The sequence below is a fragment of the Enterococcus sp. DIV1059_2 genome, from assembly GCF_051713685.1.
Classification (GTDB): Bacteria; Bacillota; Bacilli; order Lactobacillales; family Enterococcaceae; genus Enterococcus_D; species Enterococcus_D casseliflavus.
Map to the genome: position 1 here is coordinate 1329212 of NZ_JBIOQK010000001.1, position 20550 is coordinate 1349761.

The following is a 20550-nucleotide window of genomic DNA, read 5'->3' on the forward strand; positions in this document are numbered from 1 at the left end:
ATGGACGAACAGCCACTAGGCAAGGAAACAGAAGCAGGGTTGATTGCTGCAGGATATCGGAAGTATCGTGGCGAAGCGATCGATATTTATTACAACAAAGAGATCTGCACCCACAGCGGCAACTGTGTGCGGGGCAATCCCGCTATTTTTGAAGTTGGACGGCGCCCATGGGTGATTCCTGATAACGGGGAAGCAGCGCAAGCGGCACAAGTGATCCATACTTGCCCAAGCGGTGCATTAAAGTACATATTAAAGGAGGAAGAACCATGGAAATCTTAGAAGAAAACACTCGATTTGTGTTAAAAGACGGCGACAAAGAAATCGGTGAAATGACGTGGTCGGAAGCGGGCGAAACGCGCTTGATCATTGACCATACCTTTGTCGATCCCGCATATCGGGGCCAAGGTCTGGCCGAAAAACTAGTGGCAAAAGGGGTGGAAAAAGCCCGCAAAGAACAAAAGAAAATCATTCCTTTGTGTCCCTTTGCCAAAAAAGAATTTGAACGCAAACCAGAATATGCCGATGTTTGGAACCAATAAATAAAAAAAGACCCCCGTCAGCTCAAGCAGGTACCGTTGAGCTGATGGGGGTTTGTGGTATGGCTGATCAATGTTGGAATTGAGCATGGTACAGGCGATAGTAATAGCCTTGTTCTGCCAGTAATTCTTCATGGGTGCCTTGCTCCACGATTTGACCGGCATCCATCACGAGGATCTTGTCTGCTGCTCGAATCGTTGATAAGCGATGGGCGATCACAAAGCTGGTTTTGCCTTCCATCATTTTCAAGAAAGCATCTTGGATTTTTTTCTCAGTCAGAGTATCAACCGAACTGGTTGCTTCATCCAAAATCAGCATGGGTGGGTTGCTGATCATCGTGCGGGCGATCGTCAAGAGCTGCCGTTGCCCGTCAGAGATCTTGATCCCTTGATGACCGATCGGTGTATCTAGTGTTTCTGGTAGGCGCATCACATACTCATACATATAGGCATGCTTTAAGGCCTCGTAGATTTCTTCATCTGTGGCAGTGTCATTGCCGTATTGCAGGTTTTCTCGTAAAGAGGCATCAAAGAGCCACGTATCCTGCAAAACCATTCCGAAGCTTTGCCGTAATTCTTCTCGTTTCAACTGACGAATATCGGTGCCATCGATCTTGATTGCCCCTTTATCGACATCATAGAAACGCATCAATAAATTGACCAACGTCGATTTACCAGCACCAGTTTTTCCGACGATCGCGACGGTTTCTCCAGGTTTTGCGGTAAAAGTGAAATCTTCAATCAATTTTTGACCAGGATCATAAGCAAAAGAAACCTCCTCAAAGGCAATCTCGCCTTTGATCTCACCCAGTGATTGAGATTCTTGGTCATCGGCTGTTTCGGGCTCTTGATCCAATAGCTCAAAGGTTCTTGAAAGTCCAGCTAATGCCGTTTGGATCTGGGTGGTAATTCCCGACAATTCAATGAATGGTTTCGAAAACTGACTGGAGTAGATTGTAAAGCTGGAGATCACCCCAACCGTGACGGCACCTGAACCAGAAAAGTAAAGCAGACCGCCGACAAAGCCGACTGACAGATACGCTAAGTGATCGACGAATCGTGAAAGGGGGTTGGTCAAAGAAGAAGAAAACTGTGCTTTTTGCCCCCGAACATTCAATTCTTGGTTGATCGTTTCAAAACGGTTTTGGTTGATGGTTTCTCGATCAAAGGCTTTGACGATTTTTTGATTGCCGATCATTTCCGTAACAAAGCCAGAAATTTCGCCGACGATTTCTTGTTGGCGAGCAAAATGCGATTGAGACGTTCGTGCCACGATCCAGTTGACCAAAAAGATGATCGGGGTCGAAACCAATACGACCAACGTTAAGGGCACACTCATTTGCAGCATGACGACTAAGGCGATCAAGACGACCGAAATACCAGAGAACAACTGGTTAAAGACTGCAGCGACGGCAATGGAAATATTGTCCATGTCGTTGGTAAAGCGACTGACGATGTTGCCGTGGGAGTTTTGGTCATAATAGCGCAACGGCAATGTATTGAGATGGGCAAAGCCTTTTTTACGTAAGTCGGCGACGGATAAATACGCCACGCGGTTGCCTAGTCGCTGGATCAACCATTGACTGACCACAGTCACTAAAACCACTCCGGCAAACAAAAGCAAAATGCGATAGAGGGCGCTGAACTGCACTTGATCGGCACCTATCAGCTGATCGACGGCTTGACCGATCTGATACGTCATATAAACCGAGGAAACACCAGCTGCGATCCCGAGGACAACTGCTGCCCAAGTTTCCTTCGCGTAGGCAGTCAAATAAGGGAGGTAGCGACGAAAGGCCGACCAATCGAATGATTTCTTTTTCATGCTTCTTCCTCCTCTGCCTGTGATGCCACGATTTCTTGGTATTCTTTTGACGTTGCCAGTAGCTCTTCATGGGTCCCTTTGCCTACCAAATTCCCTTGGTCTAAGACTAAGATCTGCTGCGCATCTTGGATGGAGCGAACCCGTTGGGAGATGATGATGACCGTACCACGAATGCTTTCTTTTAAAGCCATCCGCAAATCAAGATCGGTTTGATAGTCAAGGGCACTTAAAGAATCATCCAAAATCAAGATATCTGGTTTAGCGATCAATGCTCTGGCAATCGTTAACCGTTGTTTTTGTCCTCCAGAAAAGTTCTTGCCCCCTTCAAAAATCGGGGTATCCAATTGCTGCGGCAAGGCTTCAACGAAGTCGCGGCTTTGAGCGATTTCGAGTGCTCGCCAACACTCTTCATCGGTGGCATCTTTTTTGCCCCATTGCAAGTTTTCTCGAATCGTTCCCGTAAACAGCACAGCGGTTTGAGGCACCATGGCGATTTTTTGGCGTAATTGCTGTAAAGGCCATTTCCGCACATCGTGCCCGTCAACGATCACTTTGCCATCAGCCACATCGTAGAATCGGGGGATCAATTGGGTCAAGGCAGATTTCCCACTCCCGGTTGGTCCAGTGATACCTAAAATAGACCCCGGTGCGACTTGGAAATCAATGTTTTTCAAGGCTAATCCGTATTCTTTTGAAAAGCGGAAATCAACGTGCTCAAAGCGAATCGCTCCGACGTTGTTTTTCGGCTGATCCATAAAGACTTCTGAAAGCTCATCACCGATCGACGGCTCAGTGGCTAACACTTCGTTGATCCGTGAACCAGATGCTGCGGCACGGGTAAAGATGATCACTAAGTTGGAAACCACGATCAACGCTAAGAGCATTTGATTCATGTAATTGACCAGTGCCAACACTTGTCCTTGCTGCAAATTGCCAATATTGACTTTGAATCCACCGATATAAAACAACGCGATAATGCCGACATTCATGATCAAGGTGGTGGCAGGCGTCAATAAAGCAGAGAGATTTGTGACCCGTAAATAGACATCACTTAAATCATCAGTTGCTTTATCAAAGCGTTTTGTTTCCGTTTTTGTGCGGGCAAAAGCACGAATCACCCGAATCCCGCTTAAATTTTGACTCACTAGTTCGTTCAATTCGTCGAGATGAATTTGAACTTTCTTATATAATGGCACGGTTTTGGCGATGATCCAGAATAAGACGATACAAAAGAGCGGTAAGACGAGTAGGAAAATCAAGCCAGCTTGCCAATCAATGACAAAGGCCATAATCACCGAACCGATACTTAAAAAGGGCGCACGGACCACCAGCCGAATCAGCATCGCCAAAGCAATCTGCATCTGATTGATGTCGTTGGTCATTCGGGTGATCAAGGTATCCGTCCCGAATAAGTTTAGTTCGCTATGGGAAAGGGTGTTGATTTTTTTCATCAAGCGATTGCGTAGTTCCGTCCCGAAGCCTTGAGAAGCGATGGAAGCATAATACTGACAGATGACGGCACAGATCATGCCTACCACAGACATCACGATCATCCAGATCGTCATTTCAACGACTTTCGACCAATTGTTTTGCCGTAGCCCCTCATCGACTAAAGCGGCCATCTGCAAAGGCAGGACCAATTCAAACACCGCTTCTAAAAATTTGAAAAACGGACCAAGAATAATCTGTTTGCGATAATCCTTGGCATAGCGTAACAAGCTAATCATAAAAAACCTCCTAAATTATTTCGGATGAGCAGGATGTTCACTGGCCAAACAGGCAAAAACCAAACTATCGGTCCATTCCCCCTTGTTCCACCAGTCTTGGATAAAATGTGCTTCTTGGCGTAATCCAATGCGTTGGCAAAGCTTGGCTGAGGCCTGATTGCGGGCGTCTAGCGTCGCTTGGACCCGATGGATCTTCTGACTGGCAAACAACCAGCCCAACAATTCTTTCAATGCTTCTTGAGCAAACCCTTGTCCGCCAAATGACGGATGGAAGGCATAGCCGATTTCAACGGAAGACGGCTGACCAGTAGACCACACCGACAAATCGCCGATGACCGTTTGATCGTGTAGTACTGCCAAAGAAAGACCTGCTTGGTCCGTCAAGGCGTGCTGTTGGCATTTTTTGGCAAAAGCCGCAGGTGCCGTTTCTGTCTGCCAAGGCTCATGAAGTAAGAAACGGCAGACTTCCGCTTGCCGATAAATAGCAAAGGTATCGGCAAAATCACTTTCTTGAAACGGACGAAGCAGTAAACGTTCACTTGCAATAAAACCCATAACAGCCTCCAATTCTTTAGGGACATCTTACCATAGAACGAAATAGCCGAAAACATCCCCTGAAAAATCTATTCATTTTCTTGCAAAAAAAATGTAAATCCCTGGAAAAGTCTTTTTCTAGGAAAACGAACCTTGCCAGTTGCTGCTCATTTACCACGACTGCCAGCGGGCAAGAAAGGTCTTTTGCCAATCTCCCAAGGGCAAGATCACTCGCTGCATTTGAAAACGGTAGGTTTCCCCTTTATAAGTAAAGCGAATCGGGACGAGCATCCCTACAACAGGATCTTTGTGCTGTTTTTTCAGCTCAGCAAGCGGTATGCTTTTGTGCTGCACGACTTTTGTCGAGAAAAGATTCAACGCCAAAATCGTCAATTGCTGATTATCCAAGACGAGCAGGCTACGGCTGGTGATGGCGTTGAAGGACTGCCATTTTGCATAGCCGATGGCAGCCCCTTCTGTCCTATAGGGGGCAGCCAACGCTTGGAAGGTTTTTTTATTTAAAAGAAACATGGGTAGAAAACTCCTTATCAATTAGAATCAGTTTCGGCGCAAGCAAGCAATCAGTAATCAATGCAGGAAAGCGGTCAGTCCGTTGCAAATGGCTGCAGCATTTGCCGAACTTTTTCAGTATACGCTTGTTTGAGGACTAACGGGTGGATTTCTTTAATAGTTGGACCAAATTGTAAGAGAAAATCAGCCAGAAAACCCAGCTCATTGTCGGCAATGTGCCCCTCTAAGCAAAGCTCGCTAGGACGTTCCACCACTGCCATGTCAGGATATTTTTCTTGCCACAAGCGTTCCTTTGCCGATAGATCAAAGCGGATGTGATAGCCCAGTGTTTGTGTCAACACTTGTTGCTGCAGCTGTTTTTCAGCTAACTGCTGCAAGGTATAGCCTGTTTTTTCAGTCGGAGCAAGTCCCTGCATTGCATCACAGCGATAGCGGCGAAAAGCCTGCTTTTGACAGTCATAGGCCAAACAGTACCAGTAGCCAGCACGAAAATCCAGCTGATAGGGTTGTACGGTCTTGTTCGTTTTTTGATAACGCTGATAGGTAAATTGGATGACCTGTTCTTGTACGATCGCTGAAAAAAGTGCTGAAAGGATCGGCGCACTCGTCAATTGAGGAACCCCTTGAAACGAAACCGCCGTCTCCATTTTTTCTAACCACTCGGTGTCTCCTTGATAAAAAGACTGCAACAGTTTTCGCCGTAGCCCTTGGTAGCTCCGATCAAAAGGAGAATCGGTTAATTTTTGTAAGAGCTGCAAAGCAAAGAAAAGGGTATACCGTTCATTTTTGTCAAAGTACAAGGGGGTCAGTTGATTTTTCAAAATCTGATAGCCGCCATAACGACCGGTTTCTACCACGAGAGGCAAGCCCAGCTCTTCCAATGATTGGACATCACGGACGGCTGTACGTTTTGAGATTGCGAAGGTTTCCATCAAATCGGCTAGATGAAAAGTGGTTTTTCCTTGTAAATACAATAGTTCCTGTGTTAAGCGTTCTGATTTTTTCATTTCTTTCTCCAATGGTGCCAAGTTTTGGCAATATTCACAGTTACACTTATGGTAACAAGAAAAGGAGGAACCAACAAATGATCGAACCAAAAATCGCTTTGTTTTTAACCTTAGACGGCAAAGCCCAAGAAGCCATTCAATTTTATCAAGAAACACTAGACGCAACCCTCTTATTTGCCATCACCAACCAGGAGTATCGTGAGAGACTTGATCCAACGCTGGAGATTCTTGCGGGACAAGAACAGTATCTTTCTCACTCCATCCTACAGATCGGAGATTTTCAGTTACAGCTGGCAGACAATCCATTAGTTGAAGGAGAGACGATTCAGCGAGGCAATCACTTGTCACTGAGTTTGACGCTAGCGGAGAGCCAAATAGCTCAGAAGCTTTATCAACGATTGAGGCAAAAAGGCAGTCAGACGATCCAAGCACCAAGTGAGAATGCTTTTGCGTTTTTTTATGCAAGTGTTCGCGATCCCTTTGGTGTAATTATTCAGCTGACTGTCGAAAAAGAAGTTGATCCCTCCAAAAAGGGTGAATGAAAAAACTCGTTTTTTAATAAAATATCCATAGAAGTTGACTAATTATCCAAGTTTCTTTCAATCCCAGAATTATTTTTAAGGAATGTTTAAAGGACTTCACAGAAAAAGAATAAAACTTCTTAAAAAAATAGGCGGATCGTAAAAATTCTGGTACAATCGGGGAGAGCAATTCAGGAGAAATGAAGGAGGCACTATGGATAGAAAGACGAGATATAAACAGCAAAGAGCCCACAAAGCGCGCAACAAACGCGTGATTATTGGAGGAATCTTTCTTTTCGCCATTGCAGGCATCGTTTTATTTGCCGGCTATACGTATTATGCAGCAAAAAATTCAGTGGATAAAATGTTTAAAGAATCCGCTGTGATCAGCTCTAATAAAAGTAAACAGGACAACTCATTAAAAGCTTCAGACGTGAATTCAAAGTTTGGGATCTTGTTAATGGGTGTTGATAATGATGCGGAACGTGAAAAGACAGAACATTTGGACAGTGCCCGTACCGACAGTTTGATTTACATGGTGTACGATGGCGAAAACAAGAAAATCGATATGGTCAGTCTCCCTCGAGACATTTGGACCAACATTTATGATGGAACAGGAACCGGGACGATTGCTGCTACCGCCAAGATCAATAGTGCATTCACGATTGGTGAGGAAGACGCAACGATTGAAACAGTCCAAAACTACCTGCAATTGCCAATTGACTATTACGTAAACATCAATTTTACCAGTTTTGAGAAAATCATCGATGCCATCGGAGGGATCACTGTTGATGTGCCTTACGACATCAACAAGAAATATACTTCAGACAACACGGGAGAAACATTGATTCCAGAAGGTCGTCAATTGTTGAACGGTGAACAAGCCTTGATTTTTGCCCGCATCCGTAAAATGGATACCGATGTGGATCGAGGAAATCGTCAGCAAGAAGTTATTGAAGCAGCGATCCACCAAGCTTTGAAAATCAATAATGTCACCAAGTACCAAGAAATCTTAGACTCAGTCAGCGAAGACGTGAATACAAACTTCAAGTTTGAAGACTTAGTATCTTTAGCAGGCAATATGTTGTCTGGATTCGATATTCAAAAACATACCTTTGAATGGTACGATGGGGAATCTTATGATGGACAATCGATCGTATATATTCAAGACTATTCTTACAATGAAATTCGTAACGATATGTTGAAAGCATTAGGTCAAGCACCAGCAGATACACAAGCAGATGCGAATACAGAAGCCCAAACCGGCGTAGGTACCGATACAGGAACCGAAACCGGTGCAGGAACTGGCGACGGATACGGCTCGGAAGTCGTTGATGACGGAACCGGCTACTAATCAAGAGAAAAAAGTCAGGAGCGATCCTGACTTTTTTTGTGCCCTCAGTCCTTTTTAAACCCCAGTGAAGACAAGGTCAGACCCGCAAGCCACTTTCGTTTTCATCTAGGAAGTGCAGTGCTATGCTTAAGAAAAGAGACAGCTTGTTACAGCGAGTCCGACACCGAAGGAGGAAGTATGATGGAAAAACAGCAAGAGCAAAAAGCCCGTAGAATCGTTTTGCTGACCCATGTCTTAGGGTTGATCATGAAAGCCATCGGCTACTTCTTTAGCGGCAGTGCTGTCTTGATGAACGAAAGTATCCATAGTCTGATCGATTGCATCAATCAAGGACTTCTAGCCATCGGTGAAAACCGAGCACAGCGAGGACGCAGCGAACTGCATCAATTTGGTGAAGGACGAGCGACCTATTTTTTTAGTACTGTAGTTGCCATGACAGTTTTTTTAGGTGGTGGGATTTTAGCGGTGGTTGAAGCCAGCCGTGATCTACTAGACCCCACCCACGAAGTGGAACAGCTCCAGCTGGTGGCAGCGATCTTATTTGTCAGTTTGTTCATTGAAGTGACAGCTGTTCAAGAGGGGTGGCAAGAAGTCAAAGAACAAAACAAGCAAAAACAGCCCCTCGTCCGTTTCTTAAAAGAAAGCCGCGATTCCGATCTGCTTTTAGGCTTCACGGAAAATTTGTTTGCCTTAGGTAGTGTGACGATCGCCATCGCAGGAATCTTATTGACCGCATTGACGGATAATCCGATATTTGATTCCCTCGGCGGCATTTTGGGTGGATTGTTGCTGATTGTTGCTGCTGTCTTTTTAGCCAAAGAATTTTATAGCCTCTTGATTGGAGAAGGCGCTTCTGCTTCTGATTTAATGGCGATCAAACGAATTTTAGCCGACCCTGCCATCATCCAAATCAAAGATTTGCGAACCCTCCATCTAAGCCCAGAAGAACTTTTGATCGTCGCCGACCTTACCTTGAAGTTAGGACCCGAAGAACCAAGCGTATTTATCGATACCATCGAACAGCGGATCAAACAGGCTTTGCCTGATCTGCGAGTCTATTGCTACATCGAGAGTGAGGAAGTTCCCTCTTAAATTAGAATAGATACGAAGTATTCCTCGGTTGGTGATTTATCATTCAAACGAGGAATGCTTTTTTGGGGTATTGGCGTGCTTGTTTTATATGAACACAATGGATCAATGGCTTGTTTTGCTTCAATCTTTTCTGGCGATCAGGAAGGAGAATGTCAGCGAGAGGTCGCAATTCAATTGTTTTTTTAGCAATAAACAATTTTTTTGTTCAAAAGTTTGTTGTTTTTTGTTAAAATAAAGTAAAGACAGCAAGCGTTCTCTTTTTAAAGTTATTTTTTTGCTAGAGTTGTAACATTGTAAATCACAACATAGCAAAAGCTTAGATTATTAAGAAAACACCGAAACGAGTACCTGTTTGGCATTACTGACATGCTGCCCAATCGTCACCAAAAGCGGTGGTGCTAATTTTGTTACGACTGTTTTTTTACACCACTTGTGAAGCAAAATCCTTTGCGAACATCTTCATCCATGATAGGTTAGAAGTAGGCCGGATGGTTTTTTCACAAAGTACGTACATAGAAAGATCACTTGCGACGATTAAAAGCAGCTGCTTCATTGCTCGCAAAATGATCGATGCTCAACACACATACCTATTCCCTCAGCCAGTCAACCTGCGCTTGCTTTTCTTATTGGTTATATTCCCTTCACTCAGCAATTGCCTGAACCGATTCAAATCAAAAAATGACTGTGCAAGGTATCTGTACCGATTTATCCCTTCAGAAACGTGGAAACCCTCGGCAAGAAGTTTATAATTTAAAGGAGGAATTTGATGGAAAAATTTTACCAGCAAAAGACTGAAGAGACCTTGAAACATTTTGAAAGTGACCGCAAGCAAGGCCTAAGCGGGAAAGAAGCCGACAAACGCTTAGAAAAATACGGAGAAAACACGATCCAGCAACAAGAATCCCTTTCTGTATGGGAATTGCTGTGGCATAACTTGAACAACTTGATTGTTTATTTATTGCTAGCAGCTGCGTTACTCTCTTTTGCGATGGGGGAAACGATTGAAGGAATTGCAGTATTGATTGCCGTGGTGATTGCTGTAATGACAGGTTTTATCACAGAATTACGAGCACAAAAATCAATTGATTCTCTTCAAAGCATGATTTACACTACCGCAAAAGTGATTCGTGATGGAGAAGTAATGGAGATCGAGTCGGCAAAAATCGTTCCAGGCGATATTCTCGTTCTGGAAGAAGGGGATGCCATTGCGGCTGATGCCCGCTTACTTGAAACGAGCAACTTTGCCTGCATCGAATCAGCGCTGACCGGTGAGTCAGAAGCTGTGGAAAAAGATGCACGAGAAACCTATGAAGAAGATGTTCCACTAGGCGATCGCCGCAATGTCGTTTTCGCAGGAACTGCGGCAACTCGGGGAAATGCCTATGCTGTAGTGACAGAAACCGGTATGAAGACTGAGGTCGGAAAAATCAGTGACATGCTGACGGGTGACAAAAAGCGTCAAACGCCGTTAGATATCGAATTGGACAAGCTAGGAAAAGCAATCATTATTGCCGCGCTTTTTGCTGCGGTGGCAGTTTTGATCGCTGGGGTCTTGACGAATCAACCATTTGTCGAAATGATCCATATCTCGATTATTTTGGCGGTCGCAGCGATACCTGAGGCAATGCCAGCCGTTTCGACCATCACATTGTCCCGAGGCATGCGGACGATGGCCGAGCACAAAGCACTGGTCAAATCGTTATCAGCTGTTGAGACCTTGGGCGCCACCAGTATCATTGCCAGTGACAAAACGGGGACGCTGACAGAAAACCAAATGACGGTTGCTGAGATCATTTTAGGTTCAGGAGAAATGTTCAAAGTGACAGGAAATGGGTATGAACCCAACGGAAAATTTTACAAGGCAGACTCGGAGGATGACACCGAGATCGATGCAGCCAATCATGATGCGCTGCAAGGGATGATCGAAAACGGTGCTTTATGTACCACCGCCACTTTACGTGAAAACGAAGGGCAATACGAGATCCTCGGTGATCCAACAGATGGGGCGTTCGTCGTTTTAGGTCAAAAAATCGGCATCGATCGCCAAAAAGAGCAGGACAGCGGGCTGAAGAAAATCGCAGAAATGCCCTTTGATTCCGACAACAAATACATGGTGACCGTGTATGAAGGAAAGCAACGGACATTGATCATCAAAGGGGCACCAGATGTCTTGATTGATTTAGCCGATGCTGATGCCAAAGAAAAAGAACAGCTTCATGAATACAATGACACGTTAGCCAGTCATGGGCAGCGGGTGATCGCTGTCGGTTGCATCAAGGATTATCGAGGTGGAACGGACGAAGCAGAGCTGAAAGCAGCACTACAGGAAATCAAGATCCAAGGCTTTGCGGGCATCGTCGACCCACCGCGAACAGATGTCAAAGAAGCAGTGAAGGTCGCACAAGAAGCGGGGATCCGAGTGAAAATGATCACGGGGGACCATCCGAAGACGGCATCCATGATCGCCAAAGAAATTGGCTTAAAAGACCATGAAAAAACCATGACGGGTCGTGAGATCGATGAATTGGCAGGGCAAGAAGGCTTTAACGAAAAAATCGAAGAAGTCGCTGTCTTTGCTCGAGTTTCACCAAAAAATAAATTACAGCTTGTGGAAGCGTTGCGCGAAGAAGGCGATATCGTTTCAATGACTGGCGATGGGGTCAACGATGCGCCAGCACTCAACGGCGCCGATATCGGGATCGCCATGGGGATTCGTGGGACAGAAGTAGCCAAAGAATCTTCCGATATGATTTTGACGGATGACCGTTTTGGAACGATCGTCGATGCTATCAAAGAAGGACGCATCATTTTTGACAACATCAAAAAATATGTTTCCTTCCTGTTCTCTTGTAATATGGTTGAGATCGTGACAATCTTTCTAAGTGTCATTTTCTTGATGCCTATGCCGATCCAACCGCTGCATATCCTTTTCTTGAATCTAGTCATCGATATTGCTCCAGCCATGGCATTAGCCTTTGAACCAGCTGAAGACGACATTATGAAGCGCCAGCCCCGCACAAAAGCGGATGGCCTCGTTAACAAGCGTTTCTTAGGACGCATCATTTTAAGTGGGGTCGTGATTGGTTTGGTGGCGTTTGGCTTCTTCAACTTCCTGATGCTGACGGATCACGAGTTGCTTTATGCACAAACAGCAACCTTTACCTTTATGGCAGTGGCGCAATTAATGCATATTTTCAACGTTCGTAAGAGCAGCGGCTTTGGTTTAGACAAAACCCTCTTGAAAAACAAACCATTGATGGGGGCATTGCTCCTTTCCGTCGGCTTACAGCTTTCAGCGGTCTATGTACCGTTTATGAATGAGCTATTGGATACGATGCCGATTCAAGCTGGCACGTGGGGCATTATCTTCGCTGCTGCAGCGATCTCTACACTGATCGTGATGGGCTTGAAGAAACTCTTCCAATTAAAATAAAATAAATTCTACCGTATTTTCTCAATACTGGAGTAACGAAGATCCGCAGCCTGCTGGTGTACCTTCATCAAAGAATTTCTGATTCGATTCTTGATGAAGTTCGCCTAGCTGCGGGTCTTTTTTGCTTACTCTTTACAAGCAAAAGAAAATGATTTATACTTGACTAGTCAACAGTTGATAAGTCAACGATGAAAGGAGCGGTTTATGCAATGAATTTACGTGAGCTAAGCGGATTGCTGTATCGGATGAAAATCGTGAATCAAGAATTAACGGCGATCTTTGAAAAAGAGACTGGCTTTAGTCTGACCCGTTATCAGTTGCTGCAGTTTTTGAATGAGCAAGGACGCTGTACCCAAAATCAAGTACAGAATGAATTGAAGATCGATAGTGCAGCGGTCACGCGGCATTTGAAGATTCTCGAAGAAAAACAATTTGTGACACGGGAACGAAACAAAGACAATAACCGCGAGATTTTTGTTTCTTTGACACCGAAAGCACAAGCCGATTTGGCTAGTTGTGCTTCAAAGCATGCCAGCTCTGAGGAGTCGTTAGGCATCAATTTGACCGAAAAAGAAGAAGCACAGCTTCTAACATTACTTATGAAATTAGTTCCATGAAAGAAGGCAAACCCATGACAGAATATAGCAATAACAATTTTTCAGAGATCACCTTTGGCCGAAAATCGGTTCGTGTCTATGATGAAACCTACAAAATCCCCCATGAAGAAATGTTGACCATGATCCAAGAGTCAACGACAGCACCTTCCTCAGTCAATATGCAGCCTTGGCGCTTTGTCGTTGTGGAAAGCGATGAGCAAAAAGCAAAATTGAAACCGTTGATTCGTTTCAACGTCCGTCAAAATGATACCTCTTCTGCAATGGTCTTGATTTTTGGTGATATGCTTTGTCATGAACTAGGAGAAGAAATCTATAACAAAGCAGTAGCAGAAGGCAAAATGCCAGCAGAAGTACGTGACCAACAATTAGCAGCGATCATTCCTCATTACGAAAATCTTACAAAAGAACAAATGAATGATGTGGTGAAGATCGACGCTAGTTTAGCTGCCATGCAATTTATGTTAGTTGCGCGGGCGCATGGCTATGAAACCAACCCAATCGGCGGCTTTGAAGCAGATCAATTAGCCGAAGCTTTTGGCTTAGACAAAGAACGTTATGTTCCTGTCATGATCCTTTCAGTCGGAAAAGCCAAAGAATTAGGCTATGAATCCGTTCGGTTAGACGCAGAACAAATTACGACATTTCTATAAGAGGAGGGAAAACGATGGAAATCATTAATGCAACGTTTTACATCAAAGAAGAAAAGCGGGCAGATTTTTTAGCCGCTGTTACGCCATTATTAGCATCGGCGAGAGCTGAGGAAGGCTGCCACGGCTATCATCTCTATGAATCATTGGAAGAGAACAATCGGTTTGTCATGGTCGAAAAATGGGCGAATCAAGAAGCGATCACCGCTCACAATCAAAACCCGCTGCTGCAACAATTATTCCAACAAATGCCTGACTTTGCAGCCAAACCGAGCGAGATCGTTGTCGCTCATCAAGGAGAATAAAGATGACGATTTTATCGACGATTTTGATTGTACTGGTTGCCTTAGAATTTTTCTATATTCTCTATTTAGAAACATTTGCCACTACGTCCAAAGCAACAGCGCGGATCTTCAACGTGACGAAAGCAGAACTTGAACGACCGATCGTCGTGACCTTGTTCAAAAACCAAGGGGTTTACAATGGGCTGATCGGTTTGGGGTTACTGTATAGTATTACCTTTGCTTCAGCGCCATTGGAAATCAGTCGCTTGCTGTTGATCTACATTATCTTAGTAGCTGCATATGGCAGTGTGACTAGCAACAAGAAAATTATTTTGACCCAAGGCGGTCTAGCGATCCTTGCCTTGCTATCCACCTTTTTTTAACCAATAAAAGAAGAAGTCCCCCGAGCGAAGAAAGCTTTTCTATACAATAGAAGCTTTCTTCGCTCGGGGGCTTTTAATGTTTGGGCAAAGAGTACTCAGAACGTGAAAAAAATGATAGGATAAGAGAAGGGATTAACGATTTTCGGGACGTAAGCTGGTTGCTGCAAATAAGGCTTTTACTAGAATGGGTGTTAAGATCGCAGCTGTGATCACCTCAGATATTCCATTCGTTACAGCGATTCCACCGAGGGTCACGAATAAAGCCGAAGCATCGACACCATAGGTAGTGGCAACTAAGCCAGTATATAAGGTTCCCATTAACGTTAAGACCAAAACTGTATTGGTGATGGTCCCAAAGATTGCGGCAACAATCGAAGCAGCGACGACTTTTTTGGTCTTTTTGTAAATGATCGTAAACAAGAGACCAGCCACTAAGCCAACCAACACACGGGGAACCACCGAGATGATTGGGTTGGTGAAAACAGCAATGTCTAAGGGCGTTGTCGGAGAGGTAAACGCACGGATCATGGTAAAAATCCCCCAGACTAAGCCGATGAACATCCCGTCTTTTGTCCCTAAAACGATGGCAGCGACGATCACCGTGATATGGATGATCGTTAAACTAGTGATACCGATCGGAATAAATCCAAGGAAAGGTACCATCGTTTGTAAAATAATAATAGCAGTCAAAATGGCACGAATGACAAGGCGATAGGTTTTGCTTTTTGTATTCATTGTAAAAACTCCTTTTTTATAATGACACTCGTGTCATTTTTAAGTTAGGTTGATTATACAACAAAATGACACGAGTGTCATTAATAATGTGATGAAAGGAGCCAAAAAAATGGCAAAGAAGCAACAGAGCGAATTGACTACAGCGGAAAAGAAAAAACAACAAAAGCGTGATTTGATTCTTGAAAGTGCCAAAGTCGTCTTTAGTAAGAAAGGCTTGATCGATGCGACAATGAAGGACATTATCGAAGAGTGCGGCATTAGTCGTGGTGGCATTTATTTATATTTTCGTTCGGTGGATGAGATTTTTTTGGCAGTGTTAGAGCAGCGCTCCAAACGAAAATTTGATGATGTACGAGAGATGATCATGGAGCAAGTGCCCTTTGAAACGATTTTAAACAAATATTTTTCCGACCATCGCAAGCGTCTACTCCACAGCATTTCTGACGGCATGCTGCGAGCCGTCTACGAGTATTACTATACGCATAAAACCGAAGCCTCCAGTTCCCTGCAGCAAGCACAACTTTCTGAGACGAAACGGACGATCCATGAGATCTTTCAAGTCGGCGTTCAGCAAGGTGTGTTAAAAGATGAAAACTTGGCAGTGATTGCAGAAAACTATATGTTCGTGATTGAAGGATTGGGGATTTTGGCTCTGACCGGTCACATCACAGAACAGACCATTGATGATCAAATTGCTGTAATGAGACAACTACTCCCTTATCGCGAATAACTAAGACAAAAAAACTCGCTCTTTTCTAGTAAACACTAGGAAGGAGCTTTTTTTGCCTGTAAAATTTTTGTGAATCAAGCATATTTTGCAGAAAATTAATGTAATCAAAGTGAAATCTACAACATTATTTATTTTTTCTTAAGAAAAAGGACTTTTTCTATGAAGTTTTCTTGAATAGGTGATATATAGGCATTCGCGTGGCGTGTCGATCGCAGAGGAGTGGGGAACATGCAATAAAAAAACAGAGTTTATTTGTGTAACTAAAATGTAAATCGCTTACGGATTGGGTTTGCTGCTGAACTATGGTAAAATGAAAATGGTCAAATAAATGAAAAAAAAGTTTTAAAATTGAATTTGGAGGATCAGATGAAGAAGAAAATCTTTGCAACAGTGTGTATGTGTGGCATTGTATTGTCATCATTCGGCGGACCTGTGACCGTTTTTGCTACGAATCACGATCAATTGATCGAACAAAAAAATAACGAGATTGATCAGTTGAGACAGCAACGTCAAAGCGTACAAGGGGAAATTAATGGATTGTCTGCAGAAATTGATTCATTAAATCAAGAAGCAGCAATCATTTTAGCGCAGCAAAGTGATTTGTTGCAAGCGATCGAAGGATTGGATCAGGAAATCAGTCAGTTAGAAGAGCGGATTGCCAAACGCTCAGAAAACATCGAAAAGCAAGCCAGAGAAACACAAGTCAATGGAAAAGGCGACAATTTTCTAACAGCCGTACTAGAAGCTGATTCTGTCAGTGATCTAGTGGGTCGGGTCCATGCCATGACGACGATCATTCGAGCGAATAATGAAGTGATCGAACAGCAAAAAGCCGACCAACAAGCAGTTGAACAAAAGCGTGCGGAATCACAAGAAAAAGTGGCAGAATTGCAAGCAGCACAGAGCCATCTGGAAGCACAAAAAGGTGTCTTGGAAGCAAGCCAAGCAGAATTAAATGTCTTGGTTAGTCAGTTAGCCTACGAAGAAGCAACGAAAGAAGAAGAAAAAGAGCAGCTGCGTGCGGAAAAAGAAGCCTATGAAGCGGAGCAAGCAAGAATTCGTGAAGAAGCTGCCCGTGTTGCGGCTTTACAAGCCCAAGCAGAACAAGCAGCAGCGGAAGCAGCAGCCTTGAATGAAGCGGCTGTTCAAGCAGAGGGCACCGAATCTGACGCAGAAACAGAGAGCCAAGCGCCAGTGGAAGAGCCAGCAGCACCAGCAGAAACGCAGCCAGAGGAAACGCAAGAATCTGAACCAGTTGAAACACCAGAGGCTCCAGAAGAAGCACCAGTAGATACACCTGAAATTCAAGAGCCAGAAACACCAGTGACACCTGCAGCACCAGAGACGCCAGCGGACAGTGCACCTGCGGTTCCTGCACCAACGCCAGCACCGACGCCCGTTACACCAACACCAGCGCCAACGCCTGCTCCGTCACCAGCACCGATCGTGACGCCGCCAGCACCTTCTGCACCAGCATCAACAAATGGGGCTGCAATCGTGGCAGAAGCTTATAAGCATATCGGAAAACCCTATGTTTGGGGTGCCAAAGGACCGGACAGCTTTGACTGTTCTGGGTTTACTCGCTATGTCTTTTTACAAGTAACAGGGAGAGATATAGGTGGATGGACGGTACCACAAGAAACAGCAGGTACAGTGATTTCCGTTAGCCAAGCACAACCAGGAGATCTATTATTCTGGGGTTCATCAGGCAGCACCTATCATGTAGCCATTGCTTTAGGTGGCGGACAATACATTCATGCACCACGCCCAGGACAAAATGTTTCTGTTGGCAGTACCGCTCATTTTACACCTAGCTTTGCAGTAAGAATGTAAGAAGTAGCTAGCTGTAGTTTTAAGGAGAGACAAATGGAAGAAAGAAAACAGCTTCGTTATCGTGCGAAGAAACAAAAAAGAGGGCTTCTTTACCGTAAAAGTGCGGCGGCAACCGCTGCACTTGTTAGTACGGTGAATATTTTGCCGATGAATGTCTTAGCAGATACACTTGAGTCAGCAGAAACCCAAAATGGTGTTCAAGTAGTTGAAACAGCAGAGTCAACCCAAGACACATCGACGCAAGATTCCGTGAGCATTGTAGAAGATCAAGAAGTGAACGAGGGATCACCAGCAACGCAAGATAGTACCGAACCATCAGAAGCTGAAAGTTCGGATGTAGTAGAAATTCAAGACGTACCCGAAAATGAACCAGCAGATGATGCTTCTGAACAGAATGAAGCAGAAATCGATCGTGACATTCCTGTTCTGTCAGAAGAAGAGCGGATCGCCATTGAAACGAAGGTCATGCCCAACTACAACAATCCAATGGCACGTTCTAATAATCAGCAAGCATTTATTCAGCAAGTAGGACCAATGGCACAAGAAGTGGCGGGGGCAAATGACCTCTACGCTTCAGTCATGATTGCGCAAGCGATCTTAGAATCAGGTTGGGGGCAATCCACGCTGACTACTCTTGCCAATAATATGTTTGGTATCAAGGGATCTTACAATGGACAATTTGTAGAGATGCAAACCTTGGAAGATGACGGGAATGGCAATCTCTATCCGATTATTGCGAAGTTTCGTAAATACCCTTCATTAAAAGAATCTTTTCAAGACAATGCGCACGTTTTGAGAACCACCTCATTTTCGCCGGGTGTTTTCTTCTACCATGGGGCATGGAAGTCTAATACGAATTCTTATCGTGACGCGACACAATGGCTGCAAGGACGCTATGCCACCGACACGGCTTATGCAAGTAAGCTAAACAACTTGATTGAAACGTACAATTTGACCCAGTACGATACATCAAGTGCTGGTGGTTCAAATGATAATAACAATAACAACAATAACAATTCTGAACAGGCGATCAATAAGCAATTCAGAACAAATGCAGCACTCAATATCCGTTCGGATGCTTCCACCAGCGCCTCGATCGTGGGTTCATTGGCTGCCAATGCAACATTTGAAGCAGTAGCGCAAAAAAGCGGCACCAGTGTGAACGGCAATACGACGTGGTACCGAATTCAAGGACGTGGCTGGGTAAGTGCCGCTCACGTGACGGAGATCTCATCGAATACGGGTGGGAATGATAACAACAATAATAATGGTAATAACAACGATAATAATAACAGTAACAACAGTGCCGAACAAAGCATCAATAAAGAGTTTCGCACCACCGCTGCTTTGAATATCCGTTCAGACGCATCGACTAGCGCTTCTGTTGTCGGCTCCTTGGCAAGCAATGCAACATTTCGAGCAGTCGCTCAAAAGACGGGAACGAGTGTCAACGGCAACAATGTGTGGTATCGAATCCAAGGACGCGGCTGGGTGAGCGCTGCGTACGTGACAGAAGTCAACGCTGGAAGTAATAGCTCTGAACAAAGCATCAACAAAGAGTTTCGCACTACCGCAACATTGAATATTCGCTCTGATGCGTCTACCAGTGCCAGAATTGTTGGATCTTTGTTAAACAACTCCTCTTTTCGTGCAGTTGCGCAAAAGACCGGAACCAGTGTCAATGGCAACAATGTCTGGTATCGAATTGAAGGGCGTGGCTGGGTAAGTGCAGCGTACGTTCAAGAAACGAACGCTTCCTCATCAAACAGCACCACCTATACTGTACGTTCGGGAGACACTCTATGGGGGATTTCGCGACGCTACGGTGTGACTGTGAATCAGTTGATGCAATGGAATAACCTTTCTGGCTCATTGATTCTGATAGGGCAACGTCTTGTAGTCCGTAGATAAAAAGAAAAAATATCTGTACCCATTTTTCTGGCTATTTGCCAAAATGGGTACAGATATTTTGTTTATTCTTCTTTGAAGCTGTTCATGATTGCTGTTAGTTCCTCTTTTGAAGAGTCGTATAAGCTTTCTAACGTCCAGCCATACAACTGAACGTAATTATTTTCGGTTTCAAGTACATAATAAATATAGTGGATATTTAGCCCTTCAACTGTCGCAGGAAAATCCACGAAATAGGCCTTTGTGTCAGGAATTGGTAAAAAGGTGGCAGTCGTATCGAAGCTCGTTGCCAAATTTTCTTGAACCAATCCGAGATAAGTTTCTAAATCGGCAAAATCCTGTTTCGATTCAACGACTGCAGCTAAATATTTCGTTTCTAACGCATCGGACAACATGAAATCATTGTCAGGATTCAATGAAGTGAAATCAGGTACCTCTTGCCAATTACTAGGTAAATCGATGGTATAGTTTGTTCCGCTAACGCCTGTGATGGTTTGTTCTGAACTAGGTAAAGCCGCTTCACTGGAAGAGACCGTCGATTCTTGGGCGACTTCGGATGATGATGTCATAGATAAGCTTGTAGCGCTTGCATTTTCCGTACTTTCTGAAGCTGGTTTCTCCTCTTTTGGCGTGCAGCCAGCAAAAAGAAGTGTGAACCCCAATAAACTAAAAACAACACTTTTTCTCATTATTCTCACGTTCCCCTTTGTTTTTTATTTTCAAATAACCAACATTATTTAGTTAATCGTATAATAGGAAAGGAAATAACGCAATAAAATATTCTCAGTTATTGCATGAATCGAAAAAAATAAAGGATTGTTAAATAGTAAATGTAAAAAAATGAAGCGGAAAT

20 protein-coding genes are annotated in these 20550 nt (G+C 44.1%); 13 read left to right on the top strand and 7 right to left on the bottom strand.

Features of this window, described 5'->3' with window-relative positions; genetic code table 11:
• Together IGI72_RS06215 and IGI72_RS06220 are read left to right on the top strand one after the other, a co-directional pair.
• Entirely contained in the window at nt 1-279 is a 279-nt protein-coding gene (locus tag IGI72_RS06215) for a (4Fe-4S)-binding protein (RefSeq protein ID WP_015509363.1), read from the top strand.
• Complete coding sequence (locus IGI72_RS06220) at nt 267-539, top strand: GNAT family N-acetyltransferase (protein ID WP_010747845.1); 273 nt, start codon at nt 267-269, stop codon at nt 537-539. The genes IGI72_RS06215 and IGI72_RS06220 overlap by 13 nt, the downstream gene beginning before the upstream one ends.
• Nucleotides 540-606: 67 nt before the next feature.
• On the opposite strand, the gene IGI72_RS06225 is transcribed toward IGI72_RS06220, so the two are convergent.
• The 5 genes from IGI72_RS06225 to IGI72_RS06245 form a co-directional block, all read right to left on the bottom strand.
• Entirely contained in the window at nt 607-2361 is a 1755-nt protein-coding gene (locus IGI72_RS06225) for an ABC transporter ATP-binding protein (protein WP_115232141.1), read from the bottom strand.
• Nucleotides 2358-4088, bottom strand: coding sequence for an ABC transporter ATP-binding protein (locus tag IGI72_RS06230; protein WP_438753465.1), 1731 nt, complete (start codon nt 4086-4088; stop codon nt 2358-2360). The genes IGI72_RS06225 and IGI72_RS06230 overlap by 4 nt, the downstream gene beginning before the upstream one ends.
• Nucleotides 4089-4103: 15 nt before the next feature.
• Nucleotides 4104-4643 (bottom strand): GNAT family N-acetyltransferase, encoded by a 540-nt coding sequence (locus IGI72_RS06235; protein WP_438753467.1) that lies wholly within the window; start codon nt 4641-4643, stop codon nt 4104-4106.
• 150 nt (nt 4644-4793) lie between these two features.
• Entirely contained in the window at nt 4794-5153 is a 360-nt protein-coding gene (locus IGI72_RS06240) for a hypothetical protein (RefSeq protein ID WP_225000933.1), read from the bottom strand.
• 74 nt (nt 5154-5227) lie between these two features.
• On the bottom strand, nt 5228-6160 hold the full coding sequence (locus IGI72_RS06245) for a helix-turn-helix transcriptional regulator (protein ID WP_271813741.1): 933 nt from the start codon (nt 6158-6160) through the stop codon (nt 5228-5230).
• 77 nt (nt 6161-6237) lie between these two features.
• Here IGI72_RS06245 and IGI72_RS06250 point away from each other — a divergent pair, with 77 nt between their 5' ends.
• The 8 genes from IGI72_RS06250 to IGI72_RS06285 all read left to right on the top strand — a co-directional run bounded on the left by IGI72_RS06250 (nt 6238) and on the right by IGI72_RS06285 (nt 14491).
• A complete protein-coding gene (locus IGI72_RS06250; RefSeq protein WP_086338456.1) occupies nt 6238-6702 on the top strand; it encodes a VOC family protein in 465 nt (154 codons plus the stop codon).
• A 193-nt stretch (nt 6703-6895) separates the two neighbouring features.
• Nucleotides 6896-8035 (top strand): LCP family protein, encoded by a 1140-nt coding sequence (locus tag IGI72_RS06255; RefSeq protein WP_086292080.1) that lies wholly within the window; start codon nt 6896-6898, stop codon nt 8033-8035.
• A gap of 177 nt (nt 8036-8212) precedes the next feature.
• A complete protein-coding gene (locus IGI72_RS06260; RefSeq protein ID WP_375806277.1) occupies nt 8213-9127 on the top strand; it encodes a cation diffusion facilitator family transporter in 915 nt (304 codons plus the stop codon).
• Nucleotides 9128-9893: 766 nt separating this feature from the next.
• Entirely contained in the window at nt 9894-12560 is a 2667-nt protein-coding gene (locus IGI72_RS06265) for a cation-translocating P-type ATPase (protein ID WP_438753472.1), read from the top strand.
• Between the two features lie 209 nt (nt 12561-12769).
• A complete protein-coding gene (locus IGI72_RS06270) occupies nt 12770-13177 on the top strand; it encodes a MarR family winged helix-turn-helix transcriptional regulator (RefSeq protein WP_034857624.1) in 408 nt (135 codons plus the stop codon).
• A gap of 14 nt (nt 13178-13191) precedes the next feature.
• Nucleotides 13192-13827: a nitroreductase family protein gene (locus tag IGI72_RS06275; RefSeq protein ID WP_008378805.1), complete on the top strand. Its 636-nt coding sequence runs from the start codon at nt 13192-13194 to the stop codon at nt 13825-13827.
• 14 nt (nt 13828-13841) lie between these two features.
• A complete protein-coding gene (locus IGI72_RS06280; protein ID WP_016608137.1) occupies nt 13842-14129 on the top strand; it encodes a putative quinol monooxygenase in 288 nt (95 codons plus the stop codon).
• Between the two features lie 2 nt (nt 14130-14131).
• Entirely contained in the window at nt 14132-14491 is a 360-nt protein-coding gene (locus IGI72_RS06285) for a DUF1304 domain-containing protein (RefSeq protein ID WP_332282764.1), read from the top strand.
• 132 nt (nt 14492-14623) lie between these two features.
• On the opposite strand, the gene IGI72_RS06290 is transcribed toward IGI72_RS06285, so the two are convergent.
• A complete protein-coding gene (locus IGI72_RS06290; protein ID WP_005225613.1) occupies nt 14624-15226 on the bottom strand; it encodes an ECF transporter S component in 603 nt (200 codons plus the stop codon).
• 109 nt (nt 15227-15335) lie between these two features.
• Here IGI72_RS06290 and IGI72_RS06295 point away from each other — a divergent pair, with 109 nt between their 5' ends.
• The 3 genes from IGI72_RS06295 to IGI72_RS06305 all read left to right on the top strand — a co-directional run bounded on the left by IGI72_RS06295 (nt 15336) and on the right by IGI72_RS06305 (nt 19700).
• Complete coding sequence (locus IGI72_RS06295) at nt 15336-15956, top strand: TetR/AcrR family transcriptional regulator (RefSeq protein WP_015509375.1); 621 nt, start codon at nt 15336-15338, stop codon at nt 15954-15956.
• 366 nt (nt 15957-16322) lie between these two features.
• The gene (locus IGI72_RS06300; protein ID WP_438753476.1) at nt 16323-17789 is read left to right on the top strand and encodes a PcsB-like coiled-coil domain-containing protein; all 1467 of its coding nucleotides are present in this window, start codon (nt 16323-16325) and stop codon (nt 17787-17789) included.
• Between the two features lie 33 nt (nt 17790-17822).
• Nucleotides 17823-19700 (top strand): glucosaminidase domain-containing protein, encoded by a 1878-nt coding sequence (locus tag IGI72_RS06305; protein WP_438753479.1) that lies wholly within the window; start codon nt 17823-17825, stop codon nt 19698-19700.
• Nucleotides 19701-19762: 62 nt separating this feature from the next.
• On the opposite strand, the gene IGI72_RS06310 is transcribed toward IGI72_RS06305, so the two are convergent.
• Complete coding sequence (locus tag IGI72_RS06310; protein ID WP_128431873.1) at nt 19763-20386, bottom strand: hypothetical protein; 624 nt, start codon at nt 20384-20386, stop codon at nt 19763-19765.
• Nucleotides 20387-20550 lie beyond the last annotated feature (164 nt).

Excerpts from the sequence above, each read along its gene's own strand:
- IGI72_RS06225 (WP_115232141.1), bottom strand. The coding sequence starts at position 2,361 with ATGAAAAAGAAATCATTCGATTGGTCGGCCTTTCGTCGCTACCTCCCT.
- IGI72_RS06290 (WP_005225613.1), bottom strand. The coding sequence starts at position 15,226 with ATGAATACAAAAAGCAAAACCTATCGCCTTGTCATTCGTGCCATTTTG.
- IGI72_RS06265 (WP_438753472.1), top strand. The coding sequence starts at position 9,894 with ATGGAAAAATTTTACCAGCAAAAGACTGAAGAGACCTTGAAACATTTT.
- IGI72_RS06275 (WP_008378805.1), top strand. The coding sequence starts at position 13,192 with ATGACAGAATATAGCAATAACAATTTTTCAGAGATCACCTTTGGCCGA.
- IGI72_RS06305 (WP_438753479.1), top strand. The coding sequence starts at position 17,823 with ATGGAAGAAAGAAAACAGCTTCGTTATCGTGCGAAGAAACAAAAAAGA.
- IGI72_RS06235 (WP_438753467.1), bottom strand. The coding sequence starts at position 4,643 with ATGGGTTTTATTGCAAGTGAACGTTTACTGCTTCGTCCGTTTCAAGAA.
- IGI72_RS06220 (WP_010747845.1), top strand. The coding sequence starts at position 267 with ATGGAAATCTTAGAAGAAAACACTCGATTTGTGTTAAAAGACGGCGAC.
- IGI72_RS06310 (WP_128431873.1), bottom strand. The coding sequence starts at position 20,386 with ATGAGAAAAAGTGTTGTTTTTAGTTTATTGGGGTTCACACTTCTTTTT.
- IGI72_RS06300 (WP_438753476.1), top strand. The coding sequence starts at position 16,323 with ATGAAGAAGAAAATCTTTGCAACAGTGTGTATGTGTGGCATTGTATTG.
- IGI72_RS06255 (WP_086292080.1), top strand. The coding sequence starts at position 6,896 with ATGGATAGAAAGACGAGATATAAACAGCAAAGAGCCCACAAAGCGCGC.
- IGI72_RS06260 (WP_375806277.1), top strand. The coding sequence starts at position 8,213 with ATGATGGAAAAACAGCAAGAGCAAAAAGCCCGTAGAATCGTTTTGCTG.
- IGI72_RS06280 (WP_016608137.1), top strand. The coding sequence starts at position 13,842 with ATGGAAATCATTAATGCAACGTTTTACATCAAAGAAGAAAAGCGGGCA.
- IGI72_RS06270 (WP_034857624.1), top strand. The coding sequence starts at position 12,770 with ATGAATTTACGTGAGCTAAGCGGATTGCTGTATCGGATGAAAATCGTG.
- IGI72_RS06240 (WP_225000933.1), bottom strand. The coding sequence starts at position 5,153 with ATGTTTCTTTTAAATAAAAAAACCTTCCAAGCGTTGGCTGCCCCCTAT.
- IGI72_RS06215 (WP_015509363.1), top strand. The coding sequence starts at position 1 with ATGGACGAACAGCCACTAGGCAAGGAAACAGAAGCAGGGTTGATTGCT.
- IGI72_RS06230 (WP_438753465.1), bottom strand. The coding sequence starts at position 4,088 with ATGATTAGCTTGTTACGCTATGCCAAGGATTATCGCAAACAGATTATT.
- IGI72_RS06250 (WP_086338456.1), top strand. The coding sequence starts at position 6,238 with ATGATCGAACCAAAAATCGCTTTGTTTTTAACCTTAGACGGCAAAGCC.
- IGI72_RS06295 (WP_015509375.1), top strand. The coding sequence starts at position 15,336 with ATGGCAAAGAAGCAACAGAGCGAATTGACTACAGCGGAAAAGAAAAAA.
- IGI72_RS06285 (WP_332282764.1), top strand. The coding sequence starts at position 14,132 with ATGACGATTTTATCGACGATTTTGATTGTACTGGTTGCCTTAGAATTT.
- IGI72_RS06245 (WP_271813741.1), bottom strand. The coding sequence starts at position 6,160 with ATGAAAAAATCAGAACGCTTAACACAGGAACTATTGTATTTACAAGGA.